The organism is Blautia segnis (assembly GCF_014287535.1).
In the GTDB taxonomy this organism is placed as follows: domain Bacteria; phylum Bacillota; class Clostridia; order Lachnospirales; family Lachnospiraceae; genus Blautia_A; species Blautia_A acetigignens.
The window spans coordinates 22,186-35,612 of record NZ_JACOOT010000033.1; the positions used below are offsets into that span (position 1 = coordinate 22,186).

A 13,427-nucleotide genomic window follows, 5' to 3' on the forward strand; every position below is an offset into this window, starting at 1 on the left:
AAAATATGTTAATTCCAGTTCATCAGCCCATAGCCTTTGATACAGGAGTAATTGACGGGGTAGCTCTTTATCTTGCAGGCGTCGCCGGAATTGCCCTCGACGGTATAGACGCGCTCCCCGTCCGTTCCGATAACAAGCCCTACATGGTCTGCGCTCCCGTCCCCGTCCCAGTCGAAAAAGATAGCGTCGCCGGGGGCGATATTCTCATAGCCCCTCGCGCCCCATTGCCCGCGTGACTGGAACCAGGGTACGCCCTGTGACTGGCACCCGGCAAAGCGCGGCTCGCTCTTTCCGGCTTGATTGTAGCACCATGAAACGAAACAGGCGCACCATTCCACGCGGCTGTTAAATCCGTACCAGCTCCAATAGGGTCGCCCGCCCACGTTGCCGACTTGCCGCTTCGCAAGGTCTACAACGGCGGTGTTGCCGGGGCGTGTGCCGTTTACAAGCTGTACGCCGCTTAAATCCTCGGACGCGCCCATATCGGGGGAGCCGCCGCCGAAAATCAGCGGCTTGTTGCCGCTTGTTTCCAGATAGACGCGGTACATTTCAAGCTGCTGTGGCGTTAGAAGTTCCTCCGCAATCTCGGAAATGGGCTTGCTCGTCAGCTTCACGTTGAGGATATGGTACTCGTAGGGTACTTCCTCGGTGGTCGTTTCCCCGGTTTCCGGGTCTGTGCTTGTTTCTGTGCGGTAGCGGATTTCCGTTTCTTCCGTCAGCGTCAAAGTGTACTGCATGGCAAAGACGCGGTTTAGCTCTGCCTGTGCGCTCTGCGGGGTGTAGGTCTGTAAAAGGGCGGTGAGGTAGGACGCTAACTCATGGGGGTTATGCCCGATACTGTCAAGGTCATAGCGGTATTCGTCATAGCCGGGGTGGGTGCTTTCGATATTGTCAATCTGCTGCTGAAGCTCGTTTTCCTTTGCGGCATAATTATTTTCCGTCGCCACAAGGTCGCTGTCCTCCGACGTGTAGGAAGTCCCAAGTATGCCGTTCATCAAGCCGGAGAACATGGAGCCGCAAGAGGAAAGCCCCGCCGATACCATGATGAATAAGAGCAGCGCGGCAACGGCGATACATACGCCCGCCGGGTGCCGCCCTACAAAAGCGATTGCCTTTTTTGTTTCCTCGGCGGTCTTTTTTGCCGCCTTGCGGGTGTTCTCTGCGGCTTTCTGCGCCGTTTTTGCGCCGCCTTTCCTTGCCGACTTTGCATACTGCCGCTTGATTTGCTGCTTCTGCATGAAGCGGGAAAGGGGATTGCCCGCAATCTGCGGATTGTCATGTAGGGATTTATGGTACTGGAAATCCACATTCGCCTTGAACGCCGTTTTCTCTGCCTTTGCCGCCGCCCGGTAAGGTTTCAGCTTGTGGCTGCGGTAGCCCTCCTTGACTTTCCGCGCCCCGTACTTTGCGCCGCGCTCTGCCAGTTCTTCGGATTTGTGCGCCCCCTCAACGCCGGAATTGTCCTTTTCAACGGAATGTATCTTGTTGTGAACGAAAATACCCGCTTCCTGTGCGGGGCGGGATAGCGGGTTATTGTGGGGCTTATTTTTTCCTATGGGCTTTTCCCGTTCCTCAAAGCGTAGGCGGGTCTTGCCTTTCCCGGTGGCTTCATCAAAGGTGCGCTCCCGTACAAGTTTCTTTTCTTTGGGGATAGCCGCCTTTGCCGCGTCCAGACGGTCGGCTGCTTTGTCCGATTTTCGGATATATTTTTCAAGCTCCGGCGTTGCCCGTTCCTCGTCGGTAAACTGCAAGCGGGAAGATTTTTCTTTTGCTGTGGCTTCTGCCTGTGCTTTCCTCGCCGCCTTTTTGCTCGCCTTTCTGGTACGCGCCCCGTCGATACGTTCCAAGACGCGCTCGGCTGCTGCGGTGTCCTGTTCCCGTTCTGCCCCCGGCGCATGGGGAAGCGTCGGCGCGTCGGCTGTGGGCGCGGGAGCTGTGCCGCCCGGTAGGGGCTGCGCTGCCTGTTCCGGCTGCGGCGGGGCTTCGGTCTTTGCAAAGTCCGCGTCCCTTATCCGCTTGCTGATACGTTTCTTTTTCCCGGTGGCGGCGTTTACCTCGACAGCCCCCTCGCGGGTCATTTTCTGCGTGACTTTCTCACGCGCTCGATACTGTTTTATTTTTCTGTCCCTCCAATCCGCGCCCTTGCAAGGGCGCAATACTCGGCGTTTATCTCAATGCCTATATAATGCCTGTCAAGCTGCCTTGCGGCTGCCCCCGTCGTGCCGCTGCCGAAAAAGGGGTCAAGCACAACGCCGCCTTTCGGACAGCCCGCCTTGATACAGGTTTCGGCAAGTTTTGGCGGGAACGCGGCGAAATGCCCGCCCTTGTAGGGAACGGTATTGATAAGCCACACGTCCCGCCTGTTCCGCATGGTCGGCATGAGGGCTTCGTCGTAGTAGCTGCCGCTTCGCGCCCGGTTAAGCCCCTGTACGTTCCCCTGTCCGGGTACTTCGTCCGCATATTTCTGTCCCGCGCTGCGCCCGGTGCGGTACCGCGCCGCCGTTGTGGGGGCTAACGGCTCGGCTATGGCGGCTGCGTCATAAAAATACTTCTTTGACTTCGTAAGCAGAAAGATATGTTCATAGCAGCGGGTAGGGCGGTCTTTCACGCTCTCCGGCATGGGGTTTTCTTTCTGCCAGATAATGTCGCTCCGTAAATACCACCCGTCAGCGCGTAGGGCAAAGGCTAAAAGCCAAGGAATACCGATTAAGTCCTTTTGTTTGCAGCCGGAAACGCGGTTGTTTCTTGCAATCTGCTGTCCGTTTCTGCCTTTCGGGTTCTTCGGGTCTGCATGGTAGCCTTTATTTCCTGTGCCGCAGTAAGTGTCCGCGATATTCAGCCAGAGCGTACCGTCAGAACGCAGTACCCGGCGCAGCTCGCGGAAAACCTCGGTCAGCCTGTCAATGTACTGCTCCGGCGTGTCCTCCCGTCCAATCTGCATATCAAGCCCATAATCTCTAAGCGCATAGTAGGGCGGGCTTGTGACGCAACAGTGTACGCTTTCCTCTGGAAGCTCCCGCAAGGCATAGAGCGCGTCCCGGTTGATGATGGTGTCAGTTTTCAGCCCGTTCATGCTTCGCCCACTTCCTCTGGCTTCGTCGTCATTACCCGGTAAAGCTCGGTGTCTTTTGGGAAGCGGTCTACAAAGGGCAGCACCACGTTCCCGTAGAAGATAAGCCCCTCGCCCGCTTCGGTGTGGGTGACATATTTCATCTGCTGCGGGGAGATGTTGAGCTGCTTTGCAAGGATAGCCCGGTCGCCCGCCGCCTGATTGAGCATGAGGACAAAATCAGAGTTTTCAAAGATATTCTCCACTTCGCGGGAAGCAAGCAAATCCTTGACGTTCTGCGTAATGGCTGTGGGTATGCCGCCCCATTTTCTGAAACGCTTCCAGATTTCAACGGAATAGGCGGCGGTCTGTTCCTCTTTCAAGAGAAGATGAAATTCGTCCATAAAATACCGGGTGGATTTCCTTTCTGCCCGGTTGACGGTGACGCGGTTCCATACCTGGTCCTGCACAATGAGCATACCTAACTTTTTGAGCTGCTTCCCAAGCTGCTTGATGTCAAAGCAGACAAGGCGGTTGTTCAGCTCCACGTTGGTACGGTGGTTAAACACGTTAAGGCTCCCGGAAACATACAGCTCCAACGCCGCCGCAATACGCGCCGCTTCCGGCTCCGGCTGCTTCAAAAGCTCGTCGTAGAGGTCGCCCAAGATAGGCATTTTTTCCGGGGCGGGGTCTGCAAGGAAAGGGCGGTACACGTTCCGAACGGCGCGGTCAATGACGGTCTTATCGACGGGCTGCAAGCCCTCCTTGCCGCCTATGACAAGCTCGCAGAGGGAGAGGATAAAGTCGGATTTCAGCGCAAGGGGGCTGTCGTCCTCGGAATAGTTGAGGTTAATATCCATAGGGTTCACATACTGGGGTTTCCCGTCAATGCCCTTGCCCGTAGGGGATAACCGTATCACTTGCCCGTCAAGCCGCTGCACAAGGGAAAAATACTCTGCTTCCGGGTCGCAGATAATAATGTCGTCGTCGGTAATGAGGAAAGCGTTTGTCATTTCCCGTTTGGCTGCAAAGGATTTCCCGCTTCCCGGCGTACCCAAGATTAAGCCGTTGGGGTTCTTTAGCTGCTTGCGGTCGCAGAGTATCATGTTGTTAGACAGGGCGTTCAAGCCGTAGTACAAAGCCGCGCCCGTCTGGAAAAGCTCCTGTGTGATAAAGGGGATAAAGATAGCGGTGCTTGACGTGGTAAGCCCTCTTTGAATGGGGATAAGGTTCTCCCCAAGCGGTACAGAGGACATAAGCCCCGCTTCCTGTTGGTAGTCAAGGCGGGTCAAGGCGCAGTTGTTCTTCTGTGCAATGCCCGCCGCCGCAAACACGTCATTTTCCAGTTTCCTTTTTGTGTCTGCCATGTTCACCACAAGGAACGTCAAGAGGAACATTCTTTCATTCCGGCTCTGCAAGTCCTGTAAGAGATTTTTTGCTTCGCTGCCGAACGTGGCAAGGTCGGACGGGATTATATCCATGTCGTAGCCGCTGCGTACCGCTTTTTTCTGTTCCTCGATTTTCATTTTGTCAAGGTCGGTGATTTTCCGCTTGATTGTCTTTATGGCTTCGGTCTGGTCGATACTGTGGATATGCAGATTGACGATAACGCCCGTTTCCAAGTCCAGAATATCCGATAAGATACGGTCGTTTAATTCCGGCGCAAGGATTTCAAGGAATGAAACCGCGCCGATTTTGCGCCCCATGCGGAAATACCGCCCCTCGCCAAAACGGAAAGAGGACGGGGCGATAAAGTCCTTTGTGGAAAGCCCGGACGGGGCAAGCCAAGAAAAATCAAAGGAAAACTGCCCGCCCTCCGGGTGGAAAATGCCATGCAGCATTTTAAGGCGTTCATAGCCTGTCATGGGGCGGGCAGACACGCCTAAGAGCTTAAAGTTGTTCAGCACGTCCGTTTCGATACGGGCAAGGCGGGATTTCGCCGCGCCCAGACTGTCGGCTTCAATGGCAAAGGTGATATATTTTGCTTTGACAAGCCCGTTGTTGCCCTTTGCAAGCTGGTTTTTCAGCATATCCCGGTATTCTGTGCGGATAGAATTGAAAGCGTCCTCCTGTGCCGGGATATTGACCGCTTTTTCCGCTTCGCCCCGCTGCGTCCCCTGATTGATGAAAGAGAGCTGCACCGAAACGGAAGCGTCAAAGTAGTTGAGGAAGTCGCACCAGTTCTCAAAAATGGCGGTCTTGTCGTCTGCCTGTGCAAGCTGATAGTTAATATCTTCAAAGGCGACGGTCTTTGAGTATTTGCGCTCCGTAACCTTGCAGATACCGTCCGGGTACATCTGGATATAGGGGATTGTCTGCTGTGCGGTATGCGCTTTCCCGTCGCCCTTTGCCTGTCTGATGATTTCTGCAATCTGCTTTTTCTCGGCGCGGGTGAGCTTGCGGGGCGGGTTAGGCTTTGCGCTTCCCGCCGCGCTGTTTCTTCGTGTTTCCTTTTGCAATCGCTGATACCTCCTTTTCAAGTTTTCTCTGCCGTTCTAAGACGGAATAAAAGTTGTCTGTCCTGTATGGTCGTTCTTTGGGGGCTATGAATTTCGTCTGAATGATGTTCTTCACCACCACTTCAAGGGGCTGTCCATGCTTCTCATACATGGCAAAGAGGAAACAGGGCAGCATGACGGCAATCATAGCCATAGACGCAAGGCTTGTGCCTGTGCTGTCTTTGAGCAGAAAGAAAAGCGGCAAGCCGAACAGAAGAGCCGCCGCAAAACATACAATCTGCCGTTTGGTAAGGTTGAAAGCTACTTTTGTCTTGACTTTGGATAAGTCTTTGGGTACGGGTACATACGCCAAGTAAAAACCTCCTTTCTCTGGGTTTTGTGCTGCTGTAAGTTCCCATAAGGGTAATCAAGGCAAAGGTCAATTTCTGCCCTTTGCCCGTCCCTATTCTATGGGGTTTTCCCGCGTCAAGGTCGGGTCGTATTTTCGCCGCTTCGCTCTGAAAATCTCCACCCTACCCTTGACACGCCGCTAATGCGCGGAGAATATCGACTTCGCCAGTGCGCCGGATTTGAACAGGGAGAAACAGAGGATAACGGTGTAGGCTGCAAGGGAGAATATCGCGCTGTGCAGATTGTCCGCTATTATCATGTTGTTCACCAGTACGGCGTAAATGCCGACGCATATCATAATGAGGAAGCCTTGAAAACCGATAGCGAACAGGGATTTTAGGTAGTTGTTTCCTATCTGCCCCCATTCCCGGTTAGTCATAGTTGCAAACGGGATAGGCGATACCGAACAGTAAAGGTAAATTTCTATCATACGCCCGTAGAGGATAACGGTTATCAGTACGGACATGATTTTCATGCACAAGCTCACAAGGCTTGTTTCCATGACAAGTAAGAGCAGTTCGGGGATTTCCATAGCGTCAAGCCCGTCCTGCATGGAAGCAAGGGCGGCGGCAACATCAATCTCTGTGCTGCCGCCGATTACCCCCGCCGCGCCGGAAACAACGTGCTGCGCCATATCGAACACCGCCATAGTGATGTCAAAGGTGTGCGTCACAAGGTAGACTGCCACAAACGCCTTGAACACCCACTTGAAGAACATGGAAGTGTCAACGTCGTGCATATTGTTCTTTTCCGTTACCATGCTGATAAGCTCATAGCATAGGACGTAGGTAATGACAAGCCCCGCAATGGGTACGATTACATTCTCACTAAGGGTCTGTATCATGGAGAATATATTTGCGTTCCACCCTTGCGGGGTCTGCCCTACCTCTGCGGCGATAGTGCCGACTTTTTCGTTTACGTCCCCGAACATAGTTGACAGATTACCGTTTATGGCTCCTATGAGGATTTCCTTTATCCATTCGTTAATCGCGTCAAGTATGCTCTGCATAAGCCTTTACCCGCGCTTCTTAACCGAACAGCCCGGAAAGCAGCGGTACAAGGGTCATGCCGATAAGGGCAACGCCGCCGCCCGCCATAAGCTGCTTCATGCCCTGGCTCTTTGCTTATGTGTGATAAAGAAGTAATAGAAGTGTAAAAAATTTTGCCGTTCCTATCCGGCACATGAGGTATGTCGGATAGGTCGGGCGGTTAGGTGTCGGGCAGTTCTACCTTGCCGACAAAAGAATAATAGATTTCGATTTCCTGTCTGCGTAACTTGCCCCGGCGTTTCCCGTCAAGGGCAACGCTTTCATGGACAACGATTTTCTCCACAAACTCCCGCAGCAGAGTAGGGGTAAGTTCTTCAATGGTAGTGTGCCTGCGTACCACATTCATAAACTTTTCAGCGTTTGCGGTGGCTTCCTGCGCTTTGGAAAGTTCTTCCCGCAGTCTGGCGGCACGTTCTTTCAGTTCTTTCTGCTCGGCTTCATAGTCTGCCGACAGCTCTGTGAAACGCTCGTCCGATATGCGCCCGGTTACGCTGTCCTCATACAGCCGCTTGAAGATAGCAGATAACTCGGCTATGCGTTTCTCGGCGGCTTCCAGCTCCTTTTTCTTGGCGGCGTTCCTGCGTCTGTCCCCGTCCTCATTCTGCTCGATTAAAAGCTTCATAAACCGGGCTTCATGCTTTGCCGCATAGCTGGTAACTTTCCGCAGATTGGAGAGTACGCCAGCGGTCAAGAGGTCAGTGCGGATAAAGTGCGCTGTGCAGTCGGCGGTGCGTTTCTTGTAGCTTCCGCAGATATAACAGTCCTGCTTGCGCTTGTCCGTCTGGTATCGCTGCTGGTACATGACGCTGCCGCAGTCGGCACAAAAGAGTATGCCGGAGAACAAGCCCACTTCGTCATAACGGTTGGGGCGTTTGCGCTGCTTGCGTAACTCCTGCACCCGTTCCCACGTTTCCCGGTCAATGATAGGCTCATGGTGGTTCTCAAAAACCGCCTGCTTTTCCGGGGGATTTTCTATGCTGTGTTTCAGCTTGTAGGACGGCTTCTCGGTCTTAAAGTTTACCAGACAGCCCGTATATTCCCGGTTTTCCAGCAGATGAACCACGGTATTGGTCGCCCACTTGCACTCATAGCCGGGGTGGTAGCGGCGGGTGCTGCCCGTCCTGCGGTATTCCAGCGTCCCCGGCGTGGGGATTTGCTGCTCGGTCAGCATACGGGCTATCTTGGTCGGACCGTTCCCGGCAAGGCAAAGGCTGTAAATCTGCCGTACCACCGGGGCGGCTTCCTCGTCAATGATAAAGTTTTCGTCCTCGTCCATGAGGTAGCCATAGACGGGCTTGCTTGTGATGGGCTTTCCGCTCATGCCCTTAGAGCGTTTTACTGCCTTGATTTTCTTGCTCGTATCTCTCACCAGCCATTCGTTAAAAATGTTCCGCAGCGGGGCAAAATCATTTTCCCCCTGTGCGCTGTCCACTCCGTCATTGATAGCGATGAAGCGGACACCTTTCTGTGGGAAAATCATTTCTGTGTACATTCCCACCTGTAAGTAGTTTCGCCCTAACCTCGACATATCCTTGACGATAACTGTCCCGACTTTCCCTGCTTCAATGTCTGCAAGCATGGCTTGAAATCCGGGTCTTTGAAAGTTCGCACCGGAATAACCGTCGTCGGTGTACCAGCGCAGATTAGAAAATCCATTCTGTTTGGCATAGGTTTCCAAAATCCTCTTTTGGTTGGAAATGGAATTGCTCTCGCCTTGCAGCTCGTCCTCATGGGACAGTCTTGGGTAAAGGGCGGTAATGAGTTGCTGGGTGGTCTGTCTTAACATAAATTCCTCCGTTTCCGACAGCCAGCCCCACTATTCCGTACCTTGATTGTACCACATGGGGCGGCTGTCTGTATAGCGGCAAAAGCGTCAAATCTGCTTCTTTACGGTCGGTAAAAATGACGGTTTTTCAATCAGGCTTATCACAGGTCAAATATCCGGCGGCGGCTTCTGCTTCCAGCACTTTCATCATCTTGTCAGCGGCGGTGTCGGTCGCCCCCTCCTTGAAAAAGCCAGACACCACAAGGATTGTGTTGCCTATCCTCGTTTCGGTCACGCAGTCCGGGCGGCGGGCAGGGCGTTTGTTTCTCTGGGTGTCGGTCATAGGCAAATCTCCTTTCCGGCAAGCAGCCGTTTCAGCTGTTCCATTTTTCCCTGTGCGGCGGCTTTCCTCAAATTCTCCCCGGTAAAGCAGAGAGGGGAACACATTTCAAGCAGGCGGTCATAAATCCGGGCGTGGGCGGTGTCCTCCGGGTGCTGCAATTCCTCCAGCGTGAGGTTGGTCGTCACAATCAGCGGCTTCCTGCTCCGGTAGCGGCTGTCAATCACATTGTAGACCTGTTCCAGACCGTATTCTGTGCCACGCTCCATTCCAAAATCGTCAATGATGAGCAGGGGGAAGCTGCAAAGGCGGGAAATATATTCGTTCCTGCCCGCAAAGCTGGCGGCAAGGTCGTTTAATATTGCTGCAAAGTTTGTCATGCACACCGGGACTTCCTGCTCCATGAGGGCGTTTGCAATACACCCGGCAAAATAGCTTTTCCCAGTGCCTACCCTGCCCCACAAGAGCAGCCCGTAGTTCCCGTCCTTTATCTGTTCCCAGCGTGCCACATATCCGGCGGCGTTCTTCATCTGCGGGCAGCTGCCGTTATCGTTGGCAAATGTCCAGTCCTGCATGGTCTTGTCTGTAAAGCCCTGCCGTTTCAGCCGTTCCACCGTTTCAAGGTGGCTGCGCCGCTTCTCGGCGGCTTCCCGTTCCTTACGGGCTGCCCGCTGGCAGTCGCACTCTGACGGGTGGCGGTCACGCCCGAAAAAGGTCTTGCCCTCCGGGAAATAGGCTTCTTTGGGTTTCCGGCATTTGCCGCAGTATAAAAGCCCGTCCTCCCCGGTGTAATCCTCCGGCTCGGCTGTGGTGTCGGTCATAGGCAGTATGGTGTTGTGGATTGTATCGGTCATAGGCTTTCTCCCTCCTTGAATGAATAGTCCGGTATGCCTTTCTTTGGCTTCTCTTTGGCAGCGTCCTCCTGCGCCCACTTGTAAATGGTGGCTGCATGGCTCTGGTACTGCTTCCCGGTGGAAGCGATGTGGCAGGAAAGGCGGTCAAGGTAATACTCCCACTTGCCGGGGAAGTCCTGTTCCAGCTCCAAAAGTTCTGTGTCAGAAAGAAATACATTTTTATATCTGCCATAAGCGGCGGGGGGCTGCCCCTCACTCGCTCCTTTTGTTTGGCTCTCTATTAGGTTGTTTATATTAGTTTGGTTAGGGGACGGTTTTCCGACCGTCATAAGGTCAGTTTTCCGGCTGTCAGTTGGTCGGTTTCCCGCCCTTATGAGGGGCGGTTTTCCGTCCGTCAGTTGGTCGGAAAACTGTACCACTGGGATAGGCGGCACTTTCACATACAGACGGTTGGCGGCAGAAAAGCCCGTCCGTCTGCGTTCCAGCAGCCCGGCAGCGTCCAGTTCGTTCAGTGCGCCCTTTATGGTGGTGCAGCCTTTATCCAGCATTTCCGCTATCTCTGCTATGGGGTAGACAATGTATGTCCGTCCCTCGCTGTCCTGCCAGCCGTTCTTCTGCGAAAGGGTGGAACGGTCTAACAGCAGCGCATATAACTCTCTTGCGGTGTGGGATAGGTCTGTTTCCAGCAGGAAACGGGGGTAAGGCAGGTAAGCGGGCAGCTCCGTTCCTGCGGTCATATAATCAGCGATAGGGTTCACCTCCTTGTGGTGTCTGTCTGTGGGTTCTGTTACGCTTTTAGGGGGCGTTTTTAAGGGAAAAGGATAAATGTATCACGCACCCTTTGACACCCTCCAAAAAAGCCTTGATTTATGCGGGTTTGAAATGCCCTAAAGCGTGACATTTCTCCCTTTGTTTCCGCTTCCGTTTGGCGGCGTTTATCCGCTTCATGCGTCCGGCGCAGTCCGGGCAGTATTTCCCCCGGTTGGATTTTGGGAAGAAGAACGCCCCGCAGACAGCGCAGCGTTTCCGGCTTCCCCGGCGCAAGAGGGCGGCTTCCAGTGCTTCATCAAGGGGCAGGACAGCGGCGGTAAACCAGCGGCAGAGCAGCGAATAGCTGATACTCTGTACACACACGCAAGGCTCGCCGTCCTCCAACAGCAGGCAGTTCCCGCTGTCATAGTTGCAGCACTCATGCACAAGGCGGCGGGCTGCCCGGTACTGGCGGTAGTCCATGCGGGGGATATTACCGTTCATGGCTCTGCTCCTTTCTGCGCTGCGGCTCGCTCCGGCGTAAAATCTGGTCGATATTGCCCTTGACAGTCTGCAAGCGGCGGTACTCCTCCCGTTTTGCCCGGTAATCGTTGTAGCCGCTGTTTTTCTCTTTGATAAGGCTTTCAATCTCTGCTTGCAGGGATTTATAGCTCGGCAGCTTGGAAATGCCGTTCTCCCTGAAATAGCGGGCGGCTGCGTCTGCTATGATAAAGTCACTTTCATGCTTCTGACGGTAGGCTGCTTTTGCTTTGGCGTTTTTCTGCTGTTTCAGCCCGTCCCGGACAGGGCGGGTCTTGGAATAGGCAAGCACCTGCCGTTGCAGCTCCTTTTTCCCGTTCAGCGTCTTTTCCACCTGCTTCAACCACGCAAGGCTTTCCTGCATGGCGGCATAGGCGGCAGAACAGGCTTCGTCCAGTTCCTCCGGGGAGGAAAAGCCGTACTGCTGATAGGCGGTAACGGTAGCTGCCATTTGCTTTAGGTTGTGCTTTGCCGCCCAGCGGTCATAGCCCACGCCCTTGCCCTCGGCTCGCTTGGCTTCCCGGTCAACCATGCGCTGCAAGGTGTTGTCTGCCGGGGTGGTTTTTGCAGCTTTTTCCCCTTGTAACGGCTTTTTAACTGCGGCAGGGTATTCGGGTATGGCTTTGGTCTGTTCGGCAGCTCTGTGGGCGTTCTGCGTGAGCAGGGCAAGGACAGCAGCCTTGTCAAAATCGTCCCCCAGCTTTCGGGCTGTGATAGGCTTTGTCCTGTCCGGCGTGAGGTAGGAAAGCCGCCCCCGGCTCTCCTTGACGGTCACACCCTCCCGCAGCAAAAGGGAAGAAAACTCGTCAAAGCTGCCAGCTTGGGAAAGTGCCTGCCGTATCGTCCGGCGCAGCTTCGCCTTGTCCGTTTCAAACTTGGTGGGCTTGGTCGGCTGTCCGGCGGCTTCTCTGGCGGCGTTCTCTTTGTCAAGGGCAAGCTGCCCTTTCTTTGCCGCCCAGTATTCCCGTTCGGTTATCCGTTCCTTGCTGCCGTTCAAGAGGTCGATTTGGTAAAGCCCCTCCCGGTGGCACATTTCCATGACTTCGCTCTTGAAATATTCCATAGCGGCGTTGGTGCAGCGGTGCTTGCAGCCCTCCAGCGTGTCGGCTGGTCTGTCCATGTAGGGCAGAAGCGGGACTTCGTAAATCCGCAGGGAGTTGATGACGATATGCACATGGATATTCCCGCTGTGGTTATGCCCGTCCGGGTGGGTGCAGATTAGGGCTTGGTGTCCGGGGAAATGCTCCTTGCAGAACTGCTCGCCCAGCTCCTGCGCCCGGTCTACGGTCAAGCCGTTGTCTGTCCCGTCCCGTGGGTCAAAGCTGATGATATAGTGGTGGCTTTTCACATCTTCCCGTTTTTGGTTTTTCTCATAGCGGAGATTGGCTCGCATACAGGCAACAGCGAAATCCTCGCCCCCGCAGTTGAGGGAAGAAATGCGGTAATCCTCCCTCGGTATCAGCCGCCCGTTTTCATCAAGGGTGGCTTTCATGGTAAACTCGTCATGCTCAAATGTGAGATAGGCTTCCGCTGCGCCATAGTCGGCGTTTTTAGAGCTGATATGTTTGAATGTTGCCAACAGCGTCACCCACTTTCTGCAAGACTTCAAACTTTAGGGCAGCAAGGTCGGAAACCGCCGCCCGTACCTCCCCGGCAAGCTGCGGATAGGGACTGTGCCACTCGTTCAGCGTCCGGGCTATCTGGTTTAAGTTGCCGCCGATCCTCCCGTATTCGGCGGTCAGCTTCCCGACAGCGGCAAGCAGCTCGTCATTGATGGGGGAAACGGTTATGATGGGGCGTATGGCTGCCCCGGTTATGGCTTGCCGGATAAACTCGGCTTGGCTCATGTGGTAAGCAGAAAGCCGCTGGGCAAACTCGGCGTATTCTTCCTCGGTCATGCGTGTTTTGACTACCCGGCTGCGGTGCGGCGTGTTGTATCGTTTCATAGGTGGTTGACCTCCTTTCTGTGCGTGGTGTCCTCTCACTAATAGGAGAAAAACAGGGTGTGAAGCGGAACTGTTTTTGAAAAATCCGAAAAATATTTTGAGGGGTTTTTCAGCGGCGCAAGCCGCATAAGCAGGGTTTGGGGAAGGCACTCCCCAACAAGATTCCCGCAGGGGCAAAATGAGCGATAAGCGAATTTTGGCACCTCGGTAGAATCTTGCTCTAAGAAACTGCCGGCCTGCCGTTCACTTGCTACTGCCACTTTTTCAGAAAATCTATAACCAGCT

12 protein-coding genes and 1 pseudogene are annotated in these 13,427 nt (G+C 54.1%); all 13 read right to left on the reverse strand.

Going from position 1 to position 13,427, the window contains the following annotated elements; all coding sequences use genetic code 11:
- Positions 1 to 8 precede the first annotated feature (8 nt).
- Positions 9 to 2,078, reverse strand: coding sequence for a C40 family peptidase (locus H8S54_RS13835; protein ID WP_186901673.1), 2,070 nt, complete (start codon positions 2,076 to 2,078; stop codon positions 9 to 11).
- Between the two features lie 35 nt (positions 2,079 to 2,113).
- Complete coding sequence (locus H8S54_RS13840; RefSeq protein WP_186901674.1) at positions 2,114 to 3,073, reverse strand: DNA-methyltransferase; 960 nt, start codon at positions 3,071 to 3,073, stop codon at positions 2,114 to 2,116.
- Positions 3,070 to 5,508, reverse strand: a complete 2,439-nt coding sequence (locus tag H8S54_RS13845) for a VirB4-like conjugal transfer ATPase, CD1110 family (RefSeq protein WP_186901675.1) — start codon at positions 5,506 to 5,508, stop codon at positions 3,070 to 3,072. The genes H8S54_RS13840 and H8S54_RS13845 overlap by 4 nt, the downstream gene beginning before the upstream one ends.
- Positions 5,459 to 5,860 carry a PrgI family protein gene (locus H8S54_RS13850; protein ID WP_002569171.1) on the reverse strand — a complete coding sequence of 134 codons (402 nt, stop codon included), beginning with the start codon at positions 5,858 to 5,860 and terminating at the stop codon, positions 5,459 to 5,461. The genes H8S54_RS13845 and H8S54_RS13850 overlap by 50 nt, the downstream gene beginning before the upstream one ends.
- A 177-nt stretch (positions 5,861 to 6,037) precedes the next feature.
- The gene (locus H8S54_RS13855; protein WP_002595174.1) at positions 6,038 to 6,907 is read right to left on the reverse strand and encodes a VirB6/TrbL-like conjugal transfer protein, CD1112 family; all 870 of its coding nucleotides are present in this window, start codon (positions 6,905 to 6,907) and stop codon (positions 6,038 to 6,040) included.
- A 19-nt stretch (positions 6,908 to 6,926) separates the two neighbouring features.
- Positions 6,927 to 7,022: pseudogene (locus tag H8S54_RS18500) on the reverse strand (Maff2 family mobile element protein); the annotation flags it as partial.
- A gap of 85 nt (positions 7,023 to 7,107) precedes the next feature.
- Positions 7,108 to 8,733, reverse strand: a complete 1,626-nt coding sequence (locus H8S54_RS13865) for a recombinase family protein (RefSeq protein ID WP_002594230.1) — start codon at positions 8,731 to 8,733, stop codon at positions 7,108 to 7,110.
- Between the two features lie 127 nt (positions 8,734 to 8,860).
- Positions 8,861 to 9,055 (reverse strand): transposon-encoded TnpW family protein, encoded by a 195-nt coding sequence (locus tag H8S54_RS13870; protein ID WP_002594231.1) that lies wholly within the window; start codon positions 9,053 to 9,055, stop codon positions 8,861 to 8,863.
- Positions 9,052 to 9,906, reverse strand: coding sequence for an ATP-binding protein (locus H8S54_RS13875; protein WP_002594232.1), 855 nt, complete (start codon positions 9,904 to 9,906; stop codon positions 9,052 to 9,054). The genes H8S54_RS13870 and H8S54_RS13875 overlap by 4 nt, the downstream gene beginning before the upstream one ends.
- Entirely contained in the window at positions 9,903 to 10,643 is a 741-nt protein-coding gene (locus tag H8S54_RS13880) for a replication initiator protein A (RefSeq protein ID WP_002594233.1), read from the reverse strand. Before H8S54_RS13880 ends, H8S54_RS13875 begins: the two co-directional genes overlap by 4 nt.
- A 130-nt stretch (positions 10,644 to 10,773) precedes the next feature.
- Positions 10,774 to 11,160: a cysteine-rich VLP domain-containing protein gene (locus H8S54_RS13885; protein WP_002594234.1), complete on the reverse strand. Its 387-nt coding sequence runs from the start codon at positions 11,158 to 11,160 to the stop codon at positions 10,774 to 10,776.
- Positions 11,150 to 12,775, reverse strand: a complete 1,626-nt coding sequence (locus tag H8S54_RS13890) for a relaxase/mobilization nuclease domain-containing protein (RefSeq protein WP_002594235.1) — start codon at positions 12,773 to 12,775, stop codon at positions 11,150 to 11,152. The genes H8S54_RS13885 and H8S54_RS13890 overlap by 11 nt, the downstream gene beginning before the upstream one ends.
- On the reverse strand, positions 12,747 to 13,142 hold the full coding sequence (locus tag H8S54_RS13895) for a plasmid mobilization protein (RefSeq protein ID WP_002594236.1): 396 nt from the start codon (positions 13,140 to 13,142) through the stop codon (positions 12,747 to 12,749). The genes H8S54_RS13890 and H8S54_RS13895 overlap by 29 nt, the downstream gene beginning before the upstream one ends.
- Positions 13,143 to 13,427: the final 285 nt, after the last annotated feature.